This window comes from Nocardia sp. CY41, from assembly GCF_009829325.1.
Lineage (GTDB): Bacteria > Actinomycetota > Actinomycetes > Mycobacteriales > Mycobacteriaceae > Nocardia.
In genome coordinates this window covers 194,317-218,806 of sequence record NZ_VUOS01000002.1, presented here as the reverse complement: position 1 = coordinate 218,806, position 24,490 = coordinate 194,317, and the positions used below count along the sequence as shown (strand labels likewise).

The 24,490-nt window shown below is 66.0% G+C and carries 21 protein-coding genes; 11 read left to right on the top strand and 10 right to left on the bottom strand.

What is annotated here, in order from left to right; all coding sequences use genetic code 11:
* Positions 1–182: 182 nt before the first annotated feature.
* The 8 genes from iolD to GVY64_RS03430 form a co-directional block, all read right to left on the bottom strand.
* A complete protein-coding gene (iolD, locus tag GVY64_RS03465) occupies positions 183–2,024 on the bottom strand; it encodes a 3D-(3,5/4)-trihydroxycyclohexane-1,2-dione acylhydrolase (decyclizing) (RefSeq protein ID WP_201297887.1) in 1,842 nt (613 codons plus the stop codon).
* Positions 2,015–2,911: a 5-deoxy-glucuronate isomerase gene (gene iolB, locus GVY64_RS03460; protein WP_201297886.1), complete on the bottom strand. Its 897-nt coding sequence runs from the start codon at positions 2,909–2,911 to the stop codon at positions 2,015–2,017. Before iolB ends, iolD begins: the two co-directional genes overlap by 10 nt.
* A 244-nt stretch (positions 2,912–3,155) precedes the next feature.
* Complete coding sequence (locus GVY64_RS03455) at positions 3,156–4,049, bottom strand: Cgl0159 family (beta/alpha)8-fold protein (RefSeq protein ID WP_159838626.1); 894 nt, start codon at positions 4,047–4,049, stop codon at positions 3,156–3,158.
* A gap of 461 nt (positions 4,050–4,510) precedes the next feature.
* The gene (gene iolC, locus GVY64_RS03450) at positions 4,511–5,455 is read right to left on the bottom strand and encodes a 5-dehydro-2-deoxygluconokinase (protein ID WP_201297885.1); all 945 of its coding nucleotides are present in this window, start codon (positions 5,453–5,455) and stop codon (positions 4,511–4,513) included.
* On the bottom strand, positions 5,452–6,234 hold the full coding sequence (locus tag GVY64_RS03445; RefSeq protein ID WP_159838624.1) for an ATP-binding cassette domain-containing protein: 783 nt from the start codon (positions 6,232–6,234) through the stop codon (positions 5,452–5,454). The genes iolC and GVY64_RS03445 overlap by 4 nt, the downstream gene beginning before the upstream one ends.
* Positions 6,231–7,277, bottom strand: a complete 1,047-nt coding sequence (locus GVY64_RS03440) for an ABC transporter permease (RefSeq protein WP_201297884.1) — start codon at positions 7,275–7,277, stop codon at positions 6,231–6,233. Before GVY64_RS03440 ends, GVY64_RS03445 begins: the two co-directional genes overlap by 4 nt.
* A 10-nt stretch (positions 7,278–7,287) precedes the next feature.
* Positions 7,288–8,283: a sugar ABC transporter substrate-binding protein gene (locus GVY64_RS03435; RefSeq protein ID WP_159838622.1), complete on the bottom strand. Its 996-nt coding sequence runs from the start codon at positions 8,281–8,283 to the stop codon at positions 7,288–7,290.
* A gap of 17 nt (positions 8,284–8,300) precedes the next feature.
* The gene (locus tag GVY64_RS03430; protein ID WP_159838620.1) at positions 8,301–9,197 is read right to left on the bottom strand and encodes a TIM barrel protein; all 897 of its coding nucleotides are present in this window, start codon (positions 9,195–9,197) and stop codon (positions 8,301–8,303) included.
* A 254-nt stretch (positions 9,198–9,451) separates the two neighbouring features.
* Here GVY64_RS03430 and GVY64_RS03425 point away from each other — a divergent pair, with 254 nt between their 5' ends.
* The 10 genes from GVY64_RS03425 to GVY64_RS03380 all read left to right on the top strand — a co-directional run bounded on the left by GVY64_RS03425 (position 9,452) and on the right by GVY64_RS03380 (position 21,782).
* The gene (locus tag GVY64_RS03425; RefSeq protein ID WP_159838618.1) at positions 9,452–10,453 is read left to right on the top strand and encodes a LacI family DNA-binding transcriptional regulator; all 1,002 of its coding nucleotides are present in this window, start codon (positions 9,452–9,454) and stop codon (positions 10,451–10,453) included.
* Between the two features lie 58 nt (positions 10,454–10,511).
* Positions 10,512–11,531 carry a Gfo/Idh/MocA family protein gene (locus tag GVY64_RS03420; protein ID WP_159838616.1) on the top strand — a complete coding sequence of 340 codons (1,020 nt, stop codon included), beginning with the start codon at positions 10,512–10,514 and terminating at the stop codon, positions 11,529–11,531.
* Positions 11,532–11,606: 75 nt separating this feature from the next.
* The gene (locus GVY64_RS03415) at positions 11,607–11,900 is read left to right on the top strand and encodes a hypothetical protein (RefSeq protein ID WP_201297883.1); all 294 of its coding nucleotides are present in this window, start codon (positions 11,607–11,609) and stop codon (positions 11,898–11,900) included.
* A gap of 227 nt (positions 11,901–12,127) precedes the next feature.
* On the top strand, positions 12,128–13,105 hold the full coding sequence (locus tag GVY64_RS03410) for a DNA cytosine methyltransferase (RefSeq protein ID WP_159838612.1): 978 nt from the start codon (positions 12,128–12,130) through the stop codon (positions 13,103–13,105).
* A 44-nt stretch (positions 13,106–13,149) separates the two neighbouring features.
* Complete coding sequence (locus GVY64_RS03405; RefSeq protein ID WP_201297882.1) at positions 13,150–14,259, top strand: DNA cytosine methyltransferase; 1,110 nt, start codon at positions 13,150–13,152, stop codon at positions 14,257–14,259.
* Between the two features lie 228 nt (positions 14,260–14,487).
* The gene (locus GVY64_RS03400; protein WP_236566585.1) at positions 14,488–17,052 is read left to right on the top strand and encodes a Z1 domain-containing protein; all 2,565 of its coding nucleotides are present in this window, start codon (positions 14,488–14,490) and stop codon (positions 17,050–17,052) included.
* The gene (locus tag GVY64_RS03395; RefSeq protein WP_159838610.1) at positions 17,052–18,068 is read left to right on the top strand and encodes a PD-(D/E)XK motif protein; all 1,017 of its coding nucleotides are present in this window, start codon (positions 17,052–17,054) and stop codon (positions 18,066–18,068) included. Before GVY64_RS03400 ends, GVY64_RS03395 begins: the two co-directional genes overlap by 1 nt.
* On the top strand, positions 18,065–20,059 hold the full coding sequence (locus GVY64_RS03390; protein ID WP_159838608.1) for a hypothetical protein: 1,995 nt from the start codon (positions 18,065–18,067) through the stop codon (positions 20,057–20,059). Before GVY64_RS03395 ends, GVY64_RS03390 begins: the two co-directional genes overlap by 4 nt.
* Positions 20,059–20,955: a hypothetical protein gene (locus GVY64_RS37140; RefSeq protein WP_201297881.1), complete on the top strand. Its 897-nt coding sequence runs from the start codon at positions 20,059–20,061 to the stop codon at positions 20,953–20,955. The genes GVY64_RS03390 and GVY64_RS37140 overlap by 1 nt, the downstream gene beginning before the upstream one ends.
* Positions 20,952–21,782, top strand: coding sequence for a DUF6339 family protein (locus tag GVY64_RS03380; RefSeq protein ID WP_159838606.1), 831 nt, complete (start codon positions 20,952–20,954; stop codon positions 21,780–21,782). Before GVY64_RS37140 ends, GVY64_RS03380 begins: the two co-directional genes overlap by 4 nt.
* A 139-nt stretch (positions 21,783–21,921) precedes the next feature.
* Here GVY64_RS03380 and GVY64_RS03375 read toward each other — a convergent pair whose 3' ends face one another.
* On the bottom strand, positions 21,922–22,164 hold the full coding sequence (locus GVY64_RS03375; protein WP_159838604.1) for a hypothetical protein: 243 nt from the start codon (positions 22,162–22,164) through the stop codon (positions 21,922–21,924).
* Positions 22,165–22,467: 303 nt separating this feature from the next.
* Positions 22,468–22,962 carry a DNA-directed RNA polymerase subunit beta gene (locus GVY64_RS03370; RefSeq protein WP_159838602.1) on the bottom strand — a complete coding sequence of 165 codons (495 nt, stop codon included), beginning with the start codon at positions 22,960–22,962 and terminating at the stop codon, positions 22,468–22,470.
* A gap of 191 nt (positions 22,963–23,153) precedes the next feature.
* Between GVY64_RS03370 and GVY64_RS03365 the strand changes: the two genes are divergently transcribed.
* On the top strand, positions 23,154–24,488 hold the full coding sequence (locus GVY64_RS03365) for a helix-turn-helix domain-containing protein (protein WP_159838600.1): 1,335 nt from the start codon (positions 23,154–23,156) through the stop codon (positions 24,486–24,488).
* Positions 24,489–24,490 lie beyond the last annotated feature (2 nt).

Here is a 24,490-nt window from a genome sequence, read left to right as displayed (position 1 = left end):
CCCCGGCCGGACCCGGGCTACCACGCCGGACGGCAGGGGACTTCTGCCTCGGCACGACTCGGCGGCGATGTGCATTCGCTACCAATTATGTTGTGCCGCAACGCCTTTCAGCGTACCACGGGCAGACCCCCACTCCAGCCTAGGCCGGTGGATCCCCGGGCGCACCGTTCGTTAAGTTCTGTTCAGGAGCCGAGATAGCGCACCTGACGCGGTTTGGTCTCGTCGTAGGCGGCTCGGCCCGCCAGATGTTCCGGCACACCGACCTCCCACCACGCGCCCGCGTCGGTCCACGCCGACGGCTGCGTCCGGACGACGAGCACCGCAGGACGACGCTCGGCCAGTGCCGCCGCGCGCGCCCGCTCGTATGTGTCACGGAATTCGTTCAGATCGGCGACGGAGAAGACGGCGCAGCCCAAGGCGGCGGCATGAGCGGCGAAATCGACCCGGGGCGGATGCTCGCGCGTGCTGCGGCAATCGGCGTAGAAGTTGTTGAACGCCGCGCCGCCCTGCCCCTCCTGCAGCCGCGCGATCACGGCATAGCCATCGTTGTCGCAGACCACCGCGACGAACGGATGCCCCGCGAACGCCGCCGAGAACAGTTCCGAGTTCAGCATCAGATACGACCCGTCCCCGAGCAGGGTGGTCACCACTCCGTCGGCGCGGGCCATGGCCGCGCCCCACGCGCCCGCGAGCTCGTAGCCCATGCAGGAGAAGCCGTACTCCACGTCCATGGCCGGCCCGCCGCCGATCGCCCGCCAGCCGCCGATCAGTTCACCGGGCAAGCCACCGGAGGCTGTCATCACGTAGTCGCCCGGCCCGCTCAGGTCGTTCACGACACCCACCACCTGGGCGTAGCTCGGCGGGCCCGGGGTCGGCGCGCGCAGTCCATCGATATACGCGTCCCACGTGCCGCGGAGTGCGGCAGCCCGTGCGGTCCACCTCGAATCGACCGACCAGTCCCCCGTCAGCCCGGCCAGCTCGCACACGGTGGCCTCGGCGTCGCCGATTACCGCGCCGGCGCCGTGTTTGACGGCGTCGAACCGTGCCACGTTGATCGTGACCAGCCGGACTTCCGGTGCGAAGACCGTCCAGGACGCGGTGGTGAAGTCTTGTAACCGGGTCCCGATCGCGAGGACGAGATCGGCTTCGGCCGCCATCGCGTTCGCCGACGCCGAGCCGGTGATGCCGAGCGGTCCAGCGAACAGCGGATGGTCGTGCGGCACGAGGGAGCGACCCGCGGTGGTCTCCACGACCGGAAGGCCATGACGCTCCGCGAAGCGCAGCACAGTCGGCCCCGCTCCCGAGTAACGGACGCCGCCCCCGAGCACCAGCAGCGGGCGGCGCGCGGCGCGCAATTCGGCGACAGCGTCGGAAATGGCTCGCTGGTCGGGCCGGGGTCGCGTGAGACGGTGCGTCACCGGCTCGAAAAGCGCGGCGGGGAAGTCATAGGTCTCGGCTTGAACGTCCTGGGGTAGCGCCAGGACGACCGGACCGGCCGCGGCCGGATCGGTCAGCACGCCCACCACCTGGGGCAAGGTGGCGAGCAGTTGTTCCGGGCGGGTGACGCGGTCGAAATACCGGCTCACCGCGCGGAACGCGTCGTTCACCGTGACGGTCGGGTCGCCGAAGTGCTCGACCTGCTGCAACACCGGATCCGGCGCCCGTCCGGTGAACGTGTCGCCCGGAAGCAACAGAAGCGGAAGGCGATTCGCGTGCGCGACACCCGCCGCCGTCACCATGTTGAGCGCGCCGGGACCGATCGACGAGGTCGCGACACCGACCTGACGCCGGTGGGTGGCCTTCGCATAGCCGACGGCCGCGAGCGCCATGCCCTCTTCGGTGTGCCCGCGCCAGACCGGCAGTTCGGCACGCCGCTCGTGCAACGCGGTGCCGAGGCCGAGCACATTGCCGTGGCCGAAGATCGCGAAGACGGCCGGGAACAGCGGCACGTCGCGGCCGTCGAGCGTCTCGGAACGCTGGGCGATCAACCAGGCCACCAGTGCCTGCGCTGTGGTCAGTCGCATCCGATCCGTCCTTCGTGGGAGGTGACCGGGCAGCGCGGGTCGAGCGGCTCGGCGTCCCAGCGCGCCCGCACCCAGCTGTGGGCCGGGTCGTCGCAGAACGCCATCGATCGCTCGGGCGCCGGGCCGGCCAGCACGTTGAGGTAATACATGGGGTAGCCGGGCGCCGCGACGCAGGGGCCGTGATAGCCGTGCGGGATCAGGAAGACGTCGCCGTCGCGCACCGCGACGTTCTCGTTCACCGTCCCGTCGGCCGTGTAGGTGCGGTGCAGGCCGAATCCTTCGGGCGACGGCGTGATGCCGTCGCGTCCGGCGATACGGAAGTAGTAGATCTCCTCGTTGACGACTTCGCAGTCGCTCACTCGGTCGTGCTTGTGCGGTGGATAGGACGACCAGTTGCCGTCCGGGGTGATCAGCTCGCAGGCGTTGAGTTTGTCCGCGTGCTCCCACACGCCGGGTACCCCGAAGTTGGTGACCTGACGGGTCGCGTGTCCCGCGCCCCGGATTTCGACCGGCACCTCCTCCGCGGGGCCGTATCGGGGTTGCAACCGTGTCCCGCAGCGGGCCATCGGTAACGCCACCTCCAGGTCACCGCCCTCGGCGGTCAGTTCCACCTCGGCGTCGCGCGGGATGTAGGCGAAATCCGTCACGCGGGTGAACACCGATCCCCGTCCGGTCAGCGCGAATGTCTCGCCGTCCACGCGTACCGTGCAGGCTCCGGCCAGGGGCAGGACGAACGCCTCGAACTCGCCCGTCCGCAGGACCCGCGATCGGTCCGCACCGATCCGCAGCACCCGCAGCCCGGCGTAGGTCCATCCGGCGGCGTCGGGTGTCAGCAGGATCGGATCACCGTCGTGGCACAGCGTTCCACGGGGACGATGCAGTGTCATCACCACCTCCTCTGTACGCGTTCCGTCCTCTGTGCGCGTTCCGGGAATACCGGCGACCGGCTCGCTCCGCGGGACGGCCGGACTCGACCGCGACGTCCGGAGAAGGCGACCGGTGGAGCAGACGGGAATGCGCTCGGCGCGTCGCCGAGCGACCAGACCACGAACGCGACAGCCGGGCCTCGAGCGTTCGCCCGACAGTCCTGCCCTGCCGGTCTTCCGGCAAGTGACGCGGCGATCGGCAGCCTCATCGGGCTTCCTTCAACAGGCGGGCGGCGGTCGCGACCGCCTTGGCGACGTCACCGTCCGGCGGGTACAGCAGGGCGCGTCCCACGACGAGACCTCGAACCACGTCGTGGCCGAGCGCCCCGCCCCACAGCGCGCGATCCACCGCCGGGTCCCCGGACGGCGCACCGCCGAGCACGAGCACCGGCAGGGTGGTCGCGTCCAGCACCGAGATATCTTGCGGCGCAGGGATTTTCAGCCAGGTATAGGCCGAGGTGACGCCGAGACCGGAGGCCACCGTGATCGCCCGCGACAGCGACAGCGCGTCCTTGCTCATCACCAGCGCCCCGGAATCGTCCCGGTGATACGGCAGCGGTTCGACCATCGCCATCAGCTGGTGCGCGGCCAGCGCGGAGACCGCCCGCGCGCAGGCTTGCAGCGTCGGGACGGTGCCCGCGTCGGAATCGACCAGGCGCAGCAGCATTTTGCCGCCGTCGAGCCGGAAGCGCGCGAGGGAATCCGCGTCGTACCCGGTGAAGCGGTCGTCGATCTCCCACTCCGCGCCCGCCAGCCCGCCGCGGTTCATCGAGCCGATCACGACCTTGTCGTCCAGGGCGTCCAGCAGCAGCAGTTCCTCGACCACGTCCGGCGAGCCGAGTACGCCGTCGACATCCGGGTCGGCCAGCGCGATGAGCAACCGTTCCAGCAGCGTGCGCCGATCCGCCATGGCCGTGCGATCCTCGCCGACGCCGAGCGCACCGCGCGCCGGGTGATCCGCGGCGACCAGGAACAAGGTTTGCTTGCCCGCCAGCAGGTCGGCGCGGCGCATCCGCTTCGCGTAGGCCCGCTCGACTGCGGCGGGGTCCGTCGCGCGCAGGTGCAGCAGCTCGCGCCGGCGTTCGTCGGTCAGATGCATGGCACCTCCTCCGTCCCGCGCTGATGCCACAGCGGCACCGCGGTTCCTTTCCGCATCCAGCCCCGCCGCACCGCGACTCCTCCGGACCGTTCAGCCGCAGCACCACCATTCATCGAGCTCCGATCCAGCTCGATCACCTGGCAGCACTCCATCGTCCCGCGCTCATGGTTCACCCGCACAGCGGTTCTACCCGTCGGTTTCTGGTTCAGTCGCACCGTGACGCTTCTTCGCTCAGTTGCGCCACCGCAGTTCGACGAGCTCCGACCCAGTCGACCACCCGGCAGCTTCCCATCGTCATGGTTCAACCGCACAGCGGTTGCTCCGCCCTGAGTCAACCGCGCGAAGCTTTCCTGACCCGCGCTCCGCTACTCCGCCTGCTGCGCGCCGGTCCGGCCGATCAGCACCTCCTCCAGCTCCGCGCCGACTCGGCCGCCGCGCAGTTCCTCGACCCCCGCGCCGGTTCACCCGCACAGCAGTTCCTCGATCTCAGCGCTGGTGGGCATCGCGTCCGCGCAGGCCAGGCGCGCGGCGACCAGCGCGCCCGCCGCGTTGGCGTAGGTGGCGACGCGCCGTGGATCCCAGTCCGAGAGCAGGCCGTGGATCAACGCGCCGCCGAAACCATCGCCCGCGCCGAGCCCGCACACCACGTCCACGCGGCACGGCGGCACCGTCCAGCGTTCCTCGGCGGTGGCCGCCAGCACCCCGTCGCCGCCTTGTTTGATCACGGCGAGACGCACCCCTCGGGCGAGCAGCCGGTCGGCCGCCGCGTCCGGGTCGGCGGTGCCCACCGCCACCTCGACCTCCGTGCGGTTGCCGACCACCACGTTCACGTGGTCGACCATCCAGCCGATCTCCGCCCGCGCGGTGTCCACGTCGGGCCAGAACATCGGCCGATAGTCCAGATCGAGCACCGTGTGCCCACGTCGTGCGCGCCGCAGCAAGATCTCGCGCTGGGTGCCGCGCCCCGGCTCGGCGCTCACTCCGGTGCCCGTGACCCACAGCAGCGGCACGGCGTCCACCACTGCCCAGGGCACTTCGTCCGGGGTGATGGTCAGGTCCGGCGCGATCGGCGCGCGGTAGAACAACAGCGGCGGATCCGACGGCGGCGTCAGCTCGCAGAAGACGACGGGCGTCTGCAGGTCCGGCGCGGTCGTCACATACCGGGACGAGACGCCGAAATCCTCCAGCGCCGTGCGCACGAAGTCGCCGAAGCCGTCGGGGCCCACTTTGGTCAGCACGGCCGAACGACGGCCGAGCCGGGCGGCGGCCACGGCGACGTTCGTGGCGGTGCCGCCCAGGGACTTCGCGAAACTGCGCACCTGCGCCAAGGCGACGCCGCTCTGTTCGGGATAGAGGTCCACTCCGACGCGGCCGATGGTCAGCGCCTCCAGCGCGCCCGCGTTCACGGCGTCACCACGCGCTGCAATTCGTGCTGCAGCGCCTCCAGTTCGGCCCCGCCCGCCATCTGGCGGGTCAGTTCGGGCAGGTCGATCTCGGACTTCTCGTAGGAGCCGAGCACCGCGCCCCGTTTCAGCAACAAGAACCGGTCGCCAACCGGATAGGCGTGGTGCGGGTTGTGCGTGATCAGTACGACCCCGAGTCCGCGGTCGCGCGCCTGCACGACGTATTTCAGCACCACCCCGGCCTGTTTGACGCCGAGCGCCGCGGTCGGCTCGTCGAGGATCAGCACCTTCGCCCCGTAGTGCACGGCCCGTGCGATCGCGACGCATTGCCGCTGGCCGCCGGACAGCGTGCCGACCGGCTGTTCCATATCGCGGATCTCGATACCCATGTCCGCCAGAGCGGTTCGTGCGATCTCGCAGCCCTTCTCGCGGTCCAGCAGCCGGAAGGGGCCGTAACCGAAGGTGGGCTCGGAGCCGAGTACGAAATTCCGCCACACGCTCATCAGCGGGACCACCGCGAGATCCTGATAGACCGTGGCGATGCCGCGATCCAGAGCCGCACGCGGCGAGGCGAACCGGACCGATTCGCCTGCCACGCGCAGGTCGCCGCGGTCGTGCTGGTGCACCCCGGCGAGGATCTTGATCAGGGTCGATTTGCCCGCGCCGTTGTCTCCGAGCACGCAGGTCACCTCGCCCGCGTTCACCACCGTGGACACATCCCGAAGGGCGACGACGCCGCCATAGCTCTTGCCGAGGTCCACGGCCTCGATGAGGGAAGTCATCGGCGCACCCTTTCGGCTCGTTTCTGGAATCTGTTGTTGACCAGGACCGCCGCCAGTAGCAGCACGCCGAGGAAAAGCATGAACCAGTCGCTGTCCCAGCGGGCGAACACGATGCCCTGGCGCGCCATACCGAAGATCAGCGCCCCGATCGCGGCGCCGACCGCCGAGCCGAAGCCGCCGGTGAGCAGGCAGCCGCCCACCACGGCGGCGATGATGTAGTGCAGTTCGAGCCCGACGCCCTGGTTGGCCTGCACGCTGGCGAACCGCAGGATGTTGCAGGAACCCACTACCCAGGCCGCGAACGCGGTGCCCATGAACAGCAGAATCTTGGTGCGGTCGGCGGGCACGCCGACCGCACGGGCGCTCTGCAGCGCACCGCCGACGGCGAAGATCCAGTTGCCGAACCGGGTGCGCACCAGGATCGTCGCGGCGATCGCGGTCAGCACGATCCACCAGACCACCGAGGCCTGCAGATGCGCCTCACCGATGTCCAGAGTCGAGGCGAACACCCAGCCCGCCGATTGGTAGCCGTCCGCGCTCCGCACGCCCGATACCTGCACCGTGTCGGTGATCAGCCGCGTCACGCCGAGGTTCAGTCCTTGCAGCGCGAGGAACGTGCCCAGCGTGACGATGAAGCTCGGCAGGCCGGTGCGCATCACCACCCAGCCGTTGAACGCGCCGACGGCCAGCGCGAACGCGAGCGAGGCGAGCAGCGCGAACCACACGTTCCACCCGGCATGCACCGCGAGCAGGGCGGTGACCAGCGCGGTGGACGCCGTCATCACGCCCGCCGACAGATCGAACTCACCGCCGATCATCAGCAGCGCCACGGCCACCGCCATGATGCCCAGCGTGGATGCGTCGTCCAGCCAGGTCGCGACGCCGAGCGGGCTGAGGAACCGATCGGTGACGAGCGAGAAGAACGCGAACACCAGCAGTGCGCCCAGCGCCGCGCCGATCTCCGGCCGCACGGCCAGGCGTTGCAGCGGGGAGAGGCCCGGCCGGTCCCGCGCCGGGTCGGATGTCTTCGTGGCAACGGTCATGTCATCCACCTCAGCGCGTGCCCTGCGCGACGAGCGCCGCGACGGCGTCCACATTGCTCTTCTCGACGAAGCCGGGACCGGTCTGCACCGGCGCGCCGCCTCCGACGGTGTTCAGGTTCGTCCGGTACAGCTTCAGCAGCACGATCGGCAGATAACCCTGCTCGTACTGTTGCTGATCGACCGCGAACAACAGCTTTCCGGCGCGGATGGCATCCACCACATCGGAATTCAGATCGAAGGTCGCGACGGTCGCGCCGGACGCCGCCTCCCGGACCGCGTCCACGGCCCGCGCGGCGACCTGCGAGTTCAACGTCAGCACCGCGTCGATGGATCGGTCGGCTTCCAGCGCGCCTTTGATCCTCGATTGCGCGTCGGTGGGATTGTTGATGTCCACCTGCAGCGTGGTCGCGTTGCCGAACGCCTCGGTCGCGCCACCGCAGCGCTCGTTCGCGCCGATATTGCCCGCCTCGTGGACGACGCAGAGCATCTTCGTGCGCCGCGCCTCGGCGAGCCGCCTGCCCGCGGCTCGTCCGGCCAGCGATTCGCTCTGGCCCACATGGACGAACGCGCCGAACTTCACGCTCTCCGACTCCCCCGAATTGATGGTCACCACCGGAATGCCCGCGGCGACAGCCTTTTCCACGGACGGCCGCAGCGCCTCGGGATTGGCCATCGAGACGACGAGCCCGTCGACACCCTGCGCCACCGCGTTGTCGATCAGCTTCGCCTGCTGGCCCGGATCACCGGATGCGTTGTAGGTCACCTGGATTCCGAGTTCCTTGCCCGCGGCCTCCGCGCCGTTCTTGACGACGTTCCAGAACGCGTCGCCGGGACTGCCGTGGGTCACCACCGCGACGGATTCCACCGTCCCGGCGGCGATCGGCGTCTGCGAGGGTGCGGGCGCGTCGGCCCCGGGGCCGCTGCACGCGGCCAGCACTCCGGCCGTGGCGATCCACGGCAGCAGCCGCCATCGGGCGGTCACGCCGCGCTGTCGTCTCGCGGACATCGTTGTCGTCGCTCCCTCTAGATTCCCGCCGCGGCGAGCGCGATGTCGGCCAAATGGCGCAGGCTGCGCCCGGTGTCGTGGCAGGCTTGTCGCGCCGAGTCGCCCGGCCGCAGCACGGCATCCTGCTCCAGCACGTACCAACCCCGGTAGCCCGCCGCCCGCATGCTGTGCACGAGTGCCGCGATATCGACGTCGCCCGCTCCCAGCGGGACATACAGCCCGCGGCGCACGGCCTGGCCGTACTCCAGCTTTCCCCCGCGGATCCGGTCGGCGAGCGCGCCGCGGACATCCTTGAGATGGACGTGCCCGATCCGCTCGGCGTGCCGCGCCGCGAGCCGCACCGGATCCGTGCCGCCGATGAGCAGATGGCCGGTGTCCAGACAGATGTCGAGGTCGGAATCGGCGAGGAACCGCTCGACCTCGGCCTCGCTCTCCACATGGGTGCCGACGTGCGGGTGCAGCACCGTGCGCAGCCCGTGCGCGGCGGCGACGTCGCGGATCGCGGCGGCCGTGTCGACCAAGGCGCTCCACTGGGAGCCGTCGAGCTGTGTGCGCGCGTCGTACCCGCCGAACCCGGTCGCGGCGGCGAGCACGAGGACGTCCGCGCCGGCGGCGGCCAGCAGGGCGGCGGTCTCCTCCGCGCGGGCGACGGCGTCCTGCCGGTCCCGATGCAGCACGACGGCGAGGAATCCGCCGACGGCGGTGAGCCCGAAAGTCTTCAGCAACCGGCGCAGCTTGACCGGATCATCCGGCAGATAGCCGGGAGGACCCAGTTCCGTCGCGGTCAGGCCGAGCGCGGCCATCTCCCCCAGAACGGTCCGCGCGTCGAGCACGTGACCCCAACCGGGGACCTCGCAGACTCCCCAGGAGATCGGCGCGGCCGCGACGCGCAGTGGGTAGAGGGTTTCGGTCATCGGCACTCTCCGACCTTCGACGTCGAGGTTCACCGCTCGATTGGAGCGCTCCAACTATGTAACGCGGGTCATAGCGTGTCAAGAGTCGTCAGCGCGTCGACCGAAGTGCCATTACCAGGCAATTTCCGCGCTCGCGCCGTCGCCGAAGTCGGTTTGCCGCCGGGGATTTCCGATTAGAGCGCTCTATTGCCTCGCCTACCCGGAGCTTGTATCGTCCGAGCCGAAAAGGCCCACGGAGGCGGAACGGAGGCGTCATGGCACGACCGACCATGGAAGACGTCGCCGCCCGCGCGGGCGTCTCGCGCGCCCTCGTCTCGCTGGTCATGCGCAACTCCCCGAAGGTCAGCGAGCACCGCCGCCGCGCCGTGCTGGACGCGGCGAAAGACCTCGGCTATCAACCGCACATCTTGGCCCGCTCCCTCGCCAGCCGGACCTCCAGCATCGTCGGCGTGATGGTCTCCGATCTGCGCAACGCCTTCTTCGCCGACGTCGTCGAGGGCATGGACGCCGCCGCCCAGACCCGCGGCCTGGAACTCATCCTCAACACCGGCCGGCGCACCGCCGCCCGCGAGCGCGCCGCGCTGGAGAGCCTGCTCTCCTTCCGGCCGGGTGGCGTCATCCTGCTGTCGCCGGTCCTGCCCGCCGCCGCCATTCGCGAAGCGGCGCAGCAAGCTCCGCTGGTGCTGGTATCCCGCACCTCCACCGTCGCCGATGTCGACACGGTCAACGACGACGGCGAGATCGGTGTGGGCCTGGCCGTCGATCACCTCGTCTCCCTCGGACATCGGCGCATCGTGCACCTCGACGGCGGCGGCGCCTTCACCTCCGCCCCGCGTCGCAAGGGCTACCGCGCCGCCATGCGGCGCCACGGCCTGGAGCCGATGGTCGTGCCGAGCGAGCACACCGACGCCGCGGGGCTGGCCGCGGTCCGCAAACTGCTGAACCTGTTCTCCCGCGACAACTTCCCCACCGCACTCGTCTGTGGCAACGATTTCAACGCCGTCGGGGCCATGTCCGCGCTCGAGGAGGCGGGCCTGCGGGTGCCCGAGGACGTCTCCGTGGTCGGCTACGACAACACCTCCCTGGCCGCCCTGCGCCACGTCGCGCTGACCACCATCGACCAGCCGCGCATCCAGATGGGCCGCCTGGCGATCGAGGCGCTCGCCGAACGCATCCACGACGGCCGCACCGCCCCGGTCCGCCGCCGGGTTGAACCTTCGCTCGTAGTCCGCTCCACCACGACCGCTCCACGCTGACCACCGGGCCCGCAGCCCGCCACTGCACGTCGCGATTCCACATATATAAGGAGAGCCGATGTCCTCGCACCGAGCCGTCACGCTGGGCCTCGCCGGAACCGGCCGCATCGGGACCGCGCACGCCGAGACCCTGAGGAAACTCCCGAACGTGGCAGGCGTCCTGGTCGCCGACGCCGACGCCACCCGCGCCCGCACCACCGCCACCGACCTCGGCGTCGAATTCGCCCCCGATCTCGGCACCCTCTTCGCCGCCGACCTCGACGGCCTGATCATCACCACCGCCACCGACTCCCACCCCGAACTCATCATCCGCGCCGTCGACGCGGGCATCCCCGTCTTCTGCGAAAAGCCCGTCGCCGCCGACCTCACCGGCACCCTGGCCGTCATCGACCGCCTCCGCACCTCCGCCGTCCCCGTCCAGATCGGCTTCCAACGCCGCTTCGACGCCGGCTACCGCGCGGCGCGCGAAGCGATTCGCTCCGGACGGCTGGGCTGGCTGCACACGTTGCGCGCGACGACCCTCGACCCGGCTCCCCCGCCCGCCGAGTACATCGCGCGCTCCGGGGGCATCTTCCGCGACTGCGGGGTGCACGATTTCGACATCATCCGGTGGGTGACCGGGCGCGAGATCACCTCCGTCTACGCCCTCGGAGCCAACCGGGGCGCGCCGTTCTTCGCCGAGGCCGACGACGTCGACACAGCCGCGGTGCTGCTGCGCCTGGACGACGGAACCGTCGCCACCGTGTCGCTGACCCGATACAACGGGGCCGGGTACGACGTGCGGCTAGAAGCGTTGGGCTCCAAGGGGAATGCGATCGTCGGGTTGGACGACCGCGCGCCCCTCACTTCCGTCGAGCCCGACCACAACCCCTCCCCGTACCCTCCCTATGCGGGGTTCATGGAACGGTTCCGTCCGGCGTATGCCGATGAACTGGCGGCCTTCATCGAGGTCGCAACCGGGCAGCTCGACAATCCCTGCCCTCCCGTCGACGCGCTGGAGGCGTTCTACGTCGCCGAAGCGTGCGAACTCTCGCGGCGGGAGAACCGAGCCGTGGAGGTTGCCGAAATTCGACGCTGACCTGACGCTGGTCCGAAGTACACTCAGTTCGTGAAAGATCGTGGCCAATATGTGCGGTACCAGCAGGACCGGGAGGTGCTGGCGACGATCGGGACCCATCTCGATCCCCAGATCACTCGGATCAGCGTGCGGTTGCCGAGGTCCGCGGCTGAGTCCGCGGTTGCCGCCTGGGACCGCGACGAAACGGGCGAGATCGAGAACGAGACCCGTGAAGAGGACGAACTTCGTGACGACGCCAACGAGCTGGCTTTGATCGGCCTCGCAATCACCACGCGCGGGGTCTGGGATGGTGATGAGGTCGTCGTCGACCTGGGCCTCGTCCAGATCGCGGCGGCATTGCGGGCCGCTTCGACATCATCCGGTGGCTGACCGGTTGCGGGCTCCATGCGGGAGGGGCGAGCGGCGGAGGTCACCGAGAACCGGCGCAGAACTTCGGTGCTGTAACTCTCCACTACAGCCGACTTCCGGCAAGGTGGTGGGTATGCGAGCCTCAGCAGGGCGAGCACTATCCTGAGCTAGAACATCTACCGGTGGGGAGGTAGGCATTGCCCCGGACAGACCATACCCACGTTCGGCTGGTGCCCACGGGTCGGCGAATGCGTTCGGTGGAGTGCTGCGCAGGTGCGGGGGGACTCGCTCTCGGCCTCGAGCAGGCGGGATTCGACCCTATTCTGCTTCTCGACAATCGCGACGTCGCGTGCGCGACACTGCGGACGAATCGGCCTCACTGGAATGTGCTCAACGCAGACCTGCTGAAGTTCGAACCCCGGTTGGATCTACCGAGATCGATCGATATCGATCTTTTAGCCGCAGGCCTTCCGAGAGTGAAATCTGCGGCAACGGCGTCGAGACAACGCGGCAGCGGCTGGGAATTGGAGTTACTCGAGACAACAGGCCGATTGGCCTCGGAACTGCGACCGCGTTCCTTGCTGGTCGAGAATGTACCCGACATGGTCACCCGCCCGGACTACCGTGAAAACCGTTCCTGCGTCGAGAAGTACCTCGACTCTGCTGGTTACGAGTACCGGTGGCTGGTGATCGACGCGCGAGACTTCGGGGTACCGCAGCACCGACTGCTGGGCATGCTGGTCGCCCTGCGCGATGGAGGCGTCGACCGCTTCGAGAGAACCCTCACAGCTCCGCCGCCGAGCCTGAACCTTACAGTCGGCACCGTGTTGCGCCCATCCATGAGTGCGCGCGGCTGGCTGCAGGTCGAGGAGTGGGCGGCCCAGGCGCACGTAATTGCACCCACCATCGTCGGTGGCTCGTGGGACCGCGGTGGCGGGGACCTCGGGCCGCAAGGGTCTGTTCGAGCCTGGGCGAAGATCGGGGTCAACGCTCGTTCGATCGGTGACGAACTACCAGCCGCCGACTTCGTCTGGGATCCGACACTCGGCCCCGAGCATATGCTGAAACTCACCATCGAGCAGGTCGCCATATTGCAGGGGTTCCCCCCGTACTGGCGCATCGAAGGCGGCAAAACGGCCCGATATCGCCAGGTGGGAAACGCGACACCGCCACCGGCTGCATTCGCGGTCGGGAGCGCTCTGAGGGCTGTGTTGACCACCTCTTGAACGCGACCCAGCCAAGCCGCGCCACACCGCTAAGATCGCGAGTCATGCCCTTCGATCCACACGAGCAACCTCGACCCCATCAGGTGGACATGATCGACCTGTTTGCGGGACCCGGGGGGCTCGATGTGGCGGCGCGGTGGTTGGGGCTGAGCGTTTACGGATTCGAGTGGGACCGAAATGCATGCGCGACAAGATCCGCCGCCGGTCTCAACGATCGCCCGCACGACGTACGCGACTTCGGCCCCGAGACCGCGCCGAGCGCCTGGATACTCGCCGGCGGGCCGCCCTGCCAGACGTTCACCGTCGCCGGTTCGGGAGCAGGCCGCAAGGCACTCGATGAGGTTCTGAGCTACGTCGTCCGAATGGGTGACGGTGAGGACGTGGTTGCCGACCTGGAAACCTTGAAGGACGAGCGGACCGGCCTCGTCCTGGAACCCTTGCGATGGGCATTGGCTGCGCACAGCAACGACGATCCTTACAAGGTCATTGTGCTGGAACAGGTTCCGGCGGTACTGCCTATCTGGCAAGCGATGGGCACCGTTCTGGAGAAGATCGGGTATCACGTCGCCTGCGATGTACTGCGCACCGAGCAGTTCGGCGTTCCACAGACTCGCAGGCGAGCCATTTTGATCGCCAGCCTCGAAGGTGAGCGCAAGCTTCCAGAAGCCACCCATCGGCCTTACCGCAAAGGTGTCGAACGCACAGCCGGTAAGCCCGATCTCCTGCCCTGGGAAACGATGGCCGCTGCGCTCGATCGCGGATACGACTTCTACGTCGTCTCGAACTACGGTACAGGTGGCAACCCCAAGTTGCGAGGTCGTCGCCATTCTCGAGAGCCGTCGGCCACGATCACCGGCAAGGTGTCTCGGAACAAGGTCGTCGACGGTGCGGGTATCGAGACTCCACGGTTCAGCCTGGCTGAGGCAGGACGACTGCAGACGTTTCCCCTCGACTATCCCTGGTCGGGCAACGACATCGCCCAGCAGATCGGTAATGCGATCCCGCCCGTGCTGGCTCTGCACGTCTTGTCGGCTGCCCTGGGGAAGCAAGTGAGTCACGAGGATGCGCGGAAGGTTGTCGATCGTCCGTGGATCGACACCCGCGACTCAGCCCCGCTGGACCATTTCGCACGAGTCGGCCAGCTTTTCGTCTGACGGTTCTCCCAAGTGGATGGGCATTGGCTCACATCCCTGCGCAGACCCCGTCGAGTCCGCCGCGCTCCTGTAGCGAACCCGCGTCGGCGACCGATCCTCACATCAGCGGGGTAACACTTCGTCCAGTTAGCCGAAGGTCATCGGATCGAGCCGATACAGTTACCCGCAACGCGGGGGAGCCAAACCTCCCATCGTCGACGTAGGGGTAACGCGCAGTGGGAGATGCCGGTGAGCGATGTGATTGACGAGCAAGACGAACTGTTCGATGTATTCAGGTTGTTGCTCGATACCTACACTCCGGCGGAGGCGATCAAGAAGCTCCGGCTGTTTTCCACGCCCGATGCTGTCATCAAGCGAATTGTGGACCGTCACGAGCGGGAAGTCGTGCGCATCGCAGAGATGCGAGAGCCACCGTCTGTCGTGATCGACAACTACGAGACCTGGTATGCCGGGCCGCATCCGGATGACAAGTTGTGGTCGGCCATTACCGCCGGGCTGGCCAAGGATGGATGGCCGCAGACGTCCATCGATAGCTTGGACGGGTCCTCGACGCGAGTCGTCTCACTCCTCCAGCATCCGAGGCAGAGCGCCTTCTCCACGCGTGGCCTCGTCGTCGGTTACGTGCAGTCCGGCAAGACCACCAATTTCACCGCCGTGATGGCCAAGGCGGCCGATCGCGGCTACAAGCTGTTCATCGTCCTCGCGGGGATTCACAACGGCCTCCGCAGACAGACTCAAGCCCGCTTGGTTCAGCAGCTCGTGGAGCCGAACCCTACGCTGTGGTCCCAGATCACGGACCTGGATCATGATTTCCGCCCGACCGCGAACCCCGCCAGCTTCTTCGGCAAGTCGAACAAGACCCACGTCCTCTGTGTCGTCAAGAAGAACGCCACCGTGCTGCGCAAACTGGTGAAGTGGCTCGGCGACGCTTCGGAGTACTTGGCGGATTGCCCGGCGTTGATCATCGATGACGAGGCCGACCAAGCGACGGTCGCGACGAAGTCGATCAACCCATTGATCCGCCAGATCCTCAACACACTGCCGAAGTCGGCCTATGTCGGCTATACGGCCTCACCGTTCGCGAACCTGCTGATCAACCCTGCCGCTGAGGATCTGTATCCCGAACACTTCATCGTGAATCTTCCTCAACCACAAGGCCATTTCGGTACCGAAGTGCTGTTCGGCCGGTACGCGTTGGATGGCGAAGATCCTAATGACGTCGATGACGGTTACGACATGATCCGCACTGTCCCCGACGACGATGTGGAACTCGTTCGACCGAAGACCAGGGCGGACGCAGAAGGGTTCTGTCCGACTATTACGGACACCTTGCGTCGCGCGGTGCTGTACTTCTGGCTGACGACCGCTGCGCGTCGCGTGCGCGGCGGGGGTAACCCGCACTGTACGATGCTGATCCACACCAGCGTTCGCACCGCCGTGCACAACAGTTTTCGGGATCCTCTGCTGGCTTTACGGGCCAAGGTGCGACGCAACCTGGAGGATCCCACGATACAGAGCGAGTTGCGTGCGCTGTGGGACGAGGAGACGTCTCGCGTGCCTGCTGCCGAGTTCCGCGAGGAGTTCGTCTCCTTCGAGGAACTCGAGGCAGAAATGCCAGGCGTACTGCGTGATTGCCGCGTGGTGATGGACAACTCGGAGAGCACCGACCGCCTCGATTACGAGAATGGTCCGGTGGTCGCGATCGCGGTGGGCGGCAACACGCTCTCGCGCGGTCTGACGCTCGAGGGTCTGTCTGTCAGTTACTTCGTGCGCTCGGTCTCGACGTATGACACATTGCTACAGATGGGCCGCTGGTTCGGCTACCGCAAGGGCTACGCGGACCTGCCGCGAATCTGGATGACCAAGGAACTCGAGGACTGGTTCCGCCACTTGGCGACGGTCGAGACCGAGATGCGGCGCGACATCGACGTCTACATGACCGAGGGCAAGACACCGATGAACTTCGCGGTGCGTCTGCGGACCCACCCGGCACTGCGCGTGACGGCAGCCGCGAAAATGAAGGACGCGGTGTCGGCGTCGTCGTCCTATGGCGGACAACGTGTCCAGACCAGATACTTCCGCCTGGAATCCGAGTGGCTGCGGCAGAATCAATCGGCAGCACGCAAGCTCGTGAGCGAGGCCGTCCGGATCGGCAGTGTCGAGGGGAGTTTCACGGATGGACGCTATCTCATTAGAGATGTGTCCAGCGATGCCGTACTGGAGTTCCTGAGGAACTACCAGTTCCATGAACGGTCGCAGGAGTGCGACGCGAAACTGATGGCAGGATACATCGAGAAGCGCATCCGAAACGCAGGAACGCTGCGGCGGTGGAACATCGCGGTGGTCGGGAAACCAGCCGAGAACAGTCCAGAGCAGTTCGACTTCGCACCAGGGGTTCGCGTCGGAACAATCGTACGATCACAATTCTCCTCTGGCTCAGACTATTCGGACATCAAGACGCTGATGAGCCGTCGTGACGCAGGTCTAGACCTCGAAGGAGTCACGACCAGCACGACCGAAGGAGAAATCCAGAAGGCTCGTGCTGCACAACAACCCGAGGCCGGACTGTTGGTGCTGTATCCGATCGACAAAATTTCGGAGCCCGAGCCCTCGAAAGACAAGCGTCAACCACTGAACGCACCGGAGCATGTCATCGGTGTGGGTCTGGTGTTCCCGAAGCCCAAAGACGACGACAGCACCGTCGCGTGGGAAGCCAACTACATCTCGGCAGACCTGTCCGGCGTCGAGATCGAGGAGGAGGACTTCAGCGCCCTCGAGGCAGAGGACATCTGATGCCGGCAGAGATCAGAGAGGTTATCGACGATCACTGGCGACGCCTCGAACATCGCCCACCGTCGATGTCGTCGGTCGTTGCCGTATCGCAGCTACCCGTGCCTACGCCGATTGGATCGCTGGCAGCCGCGATTGACAGCGCATGCAACCGGCACCTGCTCGTGCCGGTCGCAGCGCATCAGAATGTTCGCAAAGGGCTCAACGGACCGGTCCTGATGTTGCACAAGCGGACCCTTGACGACGACACGACAAGGCACGATTACGCCGATCTCGTCTGTCTGCGATCCGATCTCAGCGATATCTTCACGACGCTGTGCGCTGATGTCCTGATCGCGACCGAGGCGGCGCCCGAGAATCCGCTGAAGGTTCTCAACCGGGTGCTCGATCGGTGGAAGGCGCTGTTTCAGAATCCGGGTCCGCCCTTGGGCCCGGAGCAACGAGCTGGATTGTTCGGTGAACTGATCATATTGGCGCGGCTACTCGAGCAGGACAGCAGCGCTCACCTGTTGTGGCGAGGCCCGTCAGGCCATCGTCATGATTTCGCGACCGACGCGGGAGCTCTCGAGGTGAAAACCTCGACCAATCCTAACGGGCGCCAGATTCGCATCCACGGCCTCGACCAGTTGGAGCCGCCGATCAACGGCTTCTTGGGTCTGGTCTGGCTTCGCCTGGAACCTACCGTGCGTGAGGGCATCGGCTTTCTCGACCTGATCGATCGCGTACTCGAACTATCGGACGACGAGACGGCCGTACTCAACAAACTGGCATCGATCGGCTACCGCAAAGCCGACGACGACCATTACCGCCACGCACGCTATGCAATCGACGAACAGCGCTGGTACAACGTCGATGTCGCGTTTCCACGACTGACCACCGTCGACCTTGCAGCGGCCGCGATCTCCTCTAACGTGCGCGATGTCGACTACACGATCGACCTGTCGGGAGACACGCCAAGCCCGATGGAGAACAGTCAAGTGGAACGACATATCCGAGTGATGATCGAGGAGCATGTGTGACCCTGCCTGCCTGGGTTTCCCAGCCCTTTCCTCCGGAAGGCGCCAGCGCTGCGGAGGGCATAAGAAATCAACTCGGCAAGCCCCAACTCGATCATCTGACCATCCTGGTCCGCGAATCGGCGCAGAACAGCTGGGATGCTCGTCGCAGTGACGGCGTCTCGGTGGACTACCGCATCGATCTACAGACAGTCAGCGCCGCCGACGCGCCGGCCTGGAGGGACAATCTGCTGCGTCGGGCTCCTGCCAAGCAGGTTCTTCCCCTTCGTGACTCATTGCAGCAGCCCACCATCCGGGTGTTGTCGATCTCGGATCGGGGAACGCGGGGGCTGGGTGGACCGACCCGAGCCGATGCGGTCACCGATGATCGCCGCGACTTCGTTGCTTTCCTCCGCAATATCGGTGAACCACGTGACCAGGCACTGGGCGGCGGCACCTACGGTTTCGGCAAAGGGATCCTTTACCTTGCCTCGAGACCGGGAACGATTCTGGTTCATACCCGCTGCCAGTACGAGGGTCGCTACGAGACCCGATTGATGGGGGCGGCGCTGTGGAAAAGCTATGACGCGAGAGAGTCCGGCCGCGATCGCCGCTATACCGGCAGGCATTGGTGGGGAGACACTTCTGGGGACGTGATCGAGCCGCTCGTCGGCGCCGAGGCCGACGCGATGGCGCGGAAACTCGGACTGCGACCGTTCGAAGACACTGAAACGGGGACGACGATTGTCATTCTCGACCCCGATTTGGAGGGCGCCGAGCCTGCCTCGGTAGCCACATATCTCGCCGAGACGATTACATGCCAGTTGTGGCCGAAGATGATGCCAGACGGCAACGGCGTTGTTCCGATGCGGTTTTCCGTAACCTGCGACGGTATCGAGTACAAGGTGCCGCAACCCGCCGAGATGAAGTCCCTACGCTTGTTCGTCTCTGCCTACCGCAAAATGGTGGGCAGCGAGGCGCAAGAACTACACTGCCGCAGGCCGAAGAAGCTACTCGGGCGATTCGCGCTGCACCAGTCGATGGCGCAGCGGTTCGAGCCCACCGACGCCGAACGTATGGCTGGGTTCGAGAATGGGATGGTGCATCACGTCTGCCTTATGCGCCCAGCCGAACTCGTGGTGACGTATTGGCTCGGACCCAAACCCGCGAGCGAGTACTCCGCCTATGCAGGTGTCTTCCGAGCCGATACCGCCATGGACGAAGCGTATGCGGCGGCTGAGCCGCCGACCCACGACAATTGGAACTACCAGTCGCTGGATTATCCTGACTACTCCTTTGTGAAGATGACCTTCGTACGCATGAAAGAGGCCATCGAACGGATATTCGGCCCGCGTGGCAGCAGTGGGGTCGAGGTCGCACAAGTGTCGCTCGGGGCAGCTAGCGAACGTCTCTCGCCTCTCGTGGGCGGCGCGTGGGGTATCGGTGCGGCCACCGACTACGGCAAACCAGGCGACACCGCGCCGCCTGCTCGGCCGACACCTGGACGTCGCCCGAGTGGTCGACGACAGGATGTCAATGAAATCGAAGAAGGGGGAACTCTCGACACTGCGAGCATCGCGGAACACGAGCCTTCTGGCCCGCATGGCTACGAGCAGAACACGAACTCTCCCGACACGGATCCGTATGCCGAGGCCGCGAAGCCTGTCAGACAGCGACGACGACGCCCGAAGATCGAATACATCGGTGATCCGGAGCCGGAGGAACTGTGGGGGAATGCCGTAGTGGTGCAGCGCTTCCGTGTGCCGGTCGGCATTCCGCAACGTATCACCGTCGATCTCGCCGTTGCCCTGAACAGTGACGGCGGCCTGGAGATGGATCCGCCTGCCGGCGCCGATATGCCAGGCCTCGTCGGTTGGCAGGATCCGCACGGCGAGATCCATCAGGTTCCGTCGTACGTCATCGAAGGCGGCGACGGCCAGATCTGGAAGGCCGTGGTGAAACCTGCCGCCGACACCATGACCGACATCGTGCTCTACACAGAGGCGGTCGGCTGATGGCCCATCGCGTCCTTCCGTACAAGAAGCCATCGCCGGCCGCCGTACAGGCAGGTGAGTGGTTGCTGTCGGTCGACGGCAACGAAATGCCACTGCCGGAGTCCTATCCCCACTGGGACTATCAGACGACACTGAGTCTGCGCCGCACTATCAAGGTCGATCTGCATCGCGCCCTCGCGGAATCGACACTGGACCCGAATACCGAACTCAGTCTGGCCGCGATCTGGACATCGACGGGGTCGAAACTCAGGGGAACAGTGATGCGAACGATGGTTCCCGAGAACGGCGAAGTCGAATTACGTGCCGATCTTCCGGGCGCAGACCTCGGTGGTGTCGTTCTCCTGGACACCGCCCTGGTACTTGCGCGACGCCGACACGGCAGTGACCGACCGGTGGTGCCTCGCCGTGGTGGTTCGGTCCTGTGGAGTGATCGGAGTCAAATTCGCCTTCAAGGTGACGCTCCGCAATTTCCAATCGCGATAGTCGATTTCGACCGAACCAACTATCCCGGCGACGCTGCGTGGCACTTGGAGATCGGCACGAACCTCGACGCGGCGACGATGGGCTCTCTCCTCCTGCTCGTCAATGAGAAGAAGACCGTCGTCACCGAAGCCCTCCAACGCGCGAGCAGTCCCCGCATCGAAGACAAGATCGCACTGTCGGCTCTCTATGCCGACGTGGCTCGCACCATGGTGGATCACGCCGTGCGCCTGAACGACTTCGATGACGACTCGCACTACATCGATGAAACCTTGGGTGCCACGCTGCAGGAACTGTTCGGACGGCTGTTCCCGGGTCGGTCCATCACGGACGTCAGACTGGCGGCACAGGAATCCCCGAACTTGTTCGCCTCAGAACTGCAGGCGGCCGTGAAAATCTTCGAGGGGGTCGCGTGACACTTCTGTACCCTCGGTTGCTCCGCCACCGTGCCAAAATACTGGCGGCCGAATACAAGGAGCTCAATCCGCTCGACCTGCACAACCGTTGGGCCCTCGCCGACGAATCCGCGGTGTTCGTCGCGACCGGCGGTACCCGTGTCGATCGCGACAAATTACAGTTCCTTCGCGACATCGTCATCGACCTGGCCAAGGAGTCCGGCTTCCCGGAGCCACCTGATTCGCGCCAGAAGGTTACCTTCGATCTCAACCTCGCCGTTGCGTTGCACAAGGAAATGCGCATCGCCCCCGCAGAAGCTGCCGCCGGCGACGTCTGGGCGTTTCTGGCCTTGATCGTTCTCCCCGACGTCGCTCACTGGCGCTATCCGAGACCGCCGGCCGACCGCGTCCTGGGTTCCGATCTCACTCGTCATGTGCTCGGCCGGATGTGGTGGCGAGCACATCTGGTGTATTCCCCGGCCGATTCCGAACCGTATGCGGCGCTGCATGTCCTCGGCGAAGCGGCATTCGACCAGATCTACGCGCGACGCGCCGCCCTGGGTGGCAGTCCGCACTTGATCAAGTCGATCCTGCGAGTATGGCGGCGCATGGACCTGAAGGGGATGACGGAGCGGGACATATTGCGAGACTTCCTCAAGCGATTGCTCCGCCTGGCTCCGTTCGTCGTCTTCGAAGCGCTGGACGAATCTGCTCTGGATGAAGAGCTCGTAGAGATCGCGAAAGAAACGGTCGTCGGCGTGCTGTCGGCAGGCGGGCAGATATCGGTCGAAGAAGCAGCGATCCACGCGGCGCGCGTATTCGGTGGTTCACGATCACCTGCCCCATAGTCCCGACGGCCTCCAGATCGAGTGTGCATGAGTCGCAGAGACACCGAGGTTCTGCAGGCAGGTTCGCCGCGGCTGCTGTCAAGGCGGTGCCTGGAGGTGCAGCAGCGCTGAGATCATCAAGTCCATCGCTGTTACCTCGTCAGCGACCGCAAGACCTTCGATAATCGGGGTCGAGGATCGGTGCCGCGTACAACCGTCCGGCGTCCGGGCCGGCGACACTGCGTGCACTGACGATCAACTCGTACAGCACCACGGCGAACAAGCGCAGGCGAGCGGCGTCGCCGAGTCCGCGGTCGATCGCTGTCTTGGCGGCCTTGTCGAGCGTGGCCAGCACGTCCGTGAGCACGTCAATTTCCGCTTCAGCTTGGACGTCATAGTTCATGCCCCGGAACACCTGTCGTTCGGACTGAGCGCATCAGTCGAGCGTGGTTCAACGATCCCGCATTGAACCGGTGCGCGGTCATCGACCACGCGAGTTCCGGTCCATGGGCACCGACTGCGGGTCGCTCCTGTCGTGGTGACATGTGGCGCGATCCGGCCCACGACAAGCGGCACAACGAGCTCGACGCAGGCGTTGGATGGACAGCGCACCGCTAGGACTTCGCCCGTCGCGTGATCGAACTTCGCCACGCCGCAATGCGTCGCGGTGATCCATGGTTCGCATTCCGGGCCGCACCCGTGCGCGTTATCGGGCATGGTGTACCAGTCCCCTCCGCTTGCTCGCATGCTGGACGACACTTTCCCGAATCGCATTGACCACGGCGCGCCCGGACGGCCGGAACGAGTCGCGCGGCGGCTGGATCCATGCACGGAACAGACCTGGTCGCTGGCCTGGGCCAGGTAGAGCGATGATCCCTCCGCCACGGATGATGGATACCTGCAAGCGCGACATCTCCGCGAACAGCGCTATCCCGTCCGGAAGGTCCGCGCCTGCCAGGAATGTCCACCGCTGCGAACGCGGATGAGTCAGAATCGGGCCCGTCTCCGGGCCGTGGTGCTCCAACCGCGCCTTCACCTCTGAACCTATGAATGCCGGCATCATCAATCCGCAGACGGCCCCGGTGCGGATCACAATCCGGCCGGTATGCGGCGGATCTACCTCCGCGGGCAGGCCACACACATTTCGGTAGAAGTGGCACACCGACAACGGCGTGTCCTTGATGTCGTTCGGCGAACTCATTCGGGTGTCCCTCCGCCTGGTTCAACGTGGTCGACACCCGCCGCCGGGGAGTCGGTGGAGGCCCGAGCTCAACCCGGCGGCGGGGCTGCTTTCAGCTTCGCCAGATCAGACCCGCGATCCCAGACACGGGACTTATACAGAAGTAATACGCTTGCGCCAGCAGGCATTGGAGGGGCAAACAGGGGGTGAGCATGATCGTCAGCAAGTGGACGAAGGTGGAGGTCAAAGCGCTTCGCTTGGCAGCCCTACGGCTGACGCAGGAGCAGTTCGCCGAGAGGGTGGGCTTCACAACGGCGACGATTCGTAAGTGGGAGCAGGCAACCCGCGAGAAGCCGGTTCGGAATGAGTCAGCTGAAGCGTTGGACACCGAGCTCGCTCGACTCACCGACGAACAACGCGCTCGTTTCCGCGCCGAGATCAACTCCGTACACGAGGCTACGGTCCCGCTTGTTTACCCGCGCTTCGCCGACATACCAAGCGCTAGCCTGGTCTCGGATGGTCAAAATAGTGCGCCGGGAGTCGAGGATATTGTGAAGCGACGCGAATTCGGAATGCTACTAAGTGCCGCGTTCTTCGCGGCAGGTGGTGATCGAGCTCCGGCTCGGATCGGGATCGCCGACGCGCACAGGATCGACGCGCTTGCGGCCGAGTTCGGACGCCGCGAGCAAGTCGTCGGTGGCGCTGCCCTTGTGAGCGACGCAGTTCAAGGACTCGAGGCAGCGAAACACCTCTTGGATACCTGCGCATTCTCTGAGGAAGCTGGCCGCGCTTTCACCAGTGCCGCAGGGGAACTCGCGACTATCGCGGGTTGGCTTGCCTATGACGCCGATATGTATTCTCTTGCCCGTAGTTGCTACGCCGATGCATTCGCGCTGGCCAGCCAAGCCGGCGATGACGAACTCACTGTGCATGTCTGTCTCAACGCCGCACAGATGGCGCTGTCACGGCAGCGCACAGGCGAAGCGAATCCGCATCGCGCCCTCGCTCTCGCCGACCGCGCTCGGGCGCTCACACGCGGCCACGCACCGGGTCGAGTCCATGCCCTGATCGCGACCCGCGAGGCGCAGGCGTACGGAATCCTCTGCGACCGCATGGCCTTCGGTAAGGCCATGGCCACCGCCTGGCGGGAGCTCGATTTCGCGCTCGACCATGAGTCACGCGAGGACTGTCCACCATGGTTGCGGTTCGTCAATGCCACCGAGATCAGAAGCCATGAAGCCCGCGGCTTCGGCCACCTGGGTGACCACGCAAAGTCGGCAGACCTGTGCTCTGGTTTGGCCGTGGATAGCGCCAGTGCCCGTAACTCTGCGAACTATCGCGCGGGTTCTGCGGCGGCGCTGGCTGATCTGGGCGACATCGGCGCTGCGGTGGAGGAAGGCATGTCGGTTCTCGCCGACTTGGAGAACTCCGTGTACTCCACTCGCACACTGCGTCTGCTCGAACCAGTACGGGTAGCAACGGAAGGCCGGTCCGAAGAATTCTCGACACGATTCGATGAGCTGGCAGGAAGGACGACTACCGTATGACC

What these genes read in the sequence shown, in the direction of transcription:
- iolD (WP_201297887.1), bottom strand. Translation starts at nt 2,024, where the DNA reads ATGCGACTGACCACAGCGCAGGCACTGGTGGCCTGGTTGATCGCCCAG.
- iolB (WP_201297886.1), bottom strand. Translation starts at nt 2,911, where the DNA reads ATGACACTGCATCGTCCCCGTGGAACGCTGTGCCACGACGGTGATCCG.
- GVY64_RS03455 (WP_159838626.1), bottom strand. Translation starts at nt 4,049, where the DNA reads ATGCATCTGACCGACGAACGCCGGCGCGAGCTGCTGCACCTGCGCGCG.
- GVY64_RS03445 (WP_159838624.1), bottom strand. Translation starts at nt 6,234, where the DNA reads ATGACTTCCCTCATCGAGGCCGTGGACCTCGGCAAGAGCTATGGCGGC.
- GVY64_RS03440 (WP_201297884.1), bottom strand. Translation starts at nt 7,277, where the DNA reads ATGACCGTTGCCACGAAGACATCCGACCCGGCGCGGGACCGGCCGGGC.
- GVY64_RS03435 (WP_159838622.1), bottom strand. Translation starts at nt 8,283, where the DNA reads ATGTCCGCGAGACGACAGCGCGGCGTGACCGCCCGATGGCGGCTGCTG.
- GVY64_RS03430 (WP_159838620.1), bottom strand. Translation starts at nt 9,197, where the DNA reads ATGACCGAAACCCTCTACCCACTGCGCGTCGCGGCCGCGCCGATCTCC.
- GVY64_RS03425 (WP_159838618.1), top strand. Translation starts at nt 9,452, where the DNA reads ATGGCACGACCGACCATGGAAGACGTCGCCGCCCGCGCGGGCGTCTCG.
- GVY64_RS03420 (WP_159838616.1), top strand. Translation starts at nt 10,512, where the DNA reads ATGTCCTCGCACCGAGCCGTCACGCTGGGCCTCGCCGGAACCGGCCGC.
- GVY64_RS03410 (WP_159838612.1), top strand. Translation starts at nt 12,128, where the DNA reads ATGCGTTCGGTGGAGTGCTGCGCAGGTGCGGGGGGACTCGCTCTCGGC.
- GVY64_RS03405 (WP_201297882.1), top strand. Translation starts at nt 13,150, where the DNA reads ATGCCCTTCGATCCACACGAGCAACCTCGACCCCATCAGGTGGACATG.
- GVY64_RS03395 (WP_159838610.1), top strand. Translation starts at nt 17,052, where the DNA reads ATGCCGGCAGAGATCAGAGAGGTTATCGACGATCACTGGCGACGCCTC.
- GVY64_RS37140 (WP_201297881.1), top strand. Translation starts at nt 20,059, where the DNA reads ATGGCCCATCGCGTCCTTCCGTACAAGAAGCCATCGCCGGCCGCCGTA.
- GVY64_RS03375 (WP_159838604.1), bottom strand. Translation starts at nt 22,164, where the DNA reads ATGAACTATGACGTCCAAGCTGAAGCGGAAATTGACGTGCTCACGGAC.
- GVY64_RS03370 (WP_159838602.1), bottom strand. Translation starts at nt 22,962, where the DNA reads ATGAGTTCGCCGAACGACATCAAGGACACGCCGTTGTCGGTGTGCCAC.
- GVY64_RS03365 (WP_159838600.1), top strand. Translation starts at nt 23,154, where the DNA reads ATGATCGTCAGCAAGTGGACGAAGGTGGAGGTCAAAGCGCTTCGCTTG.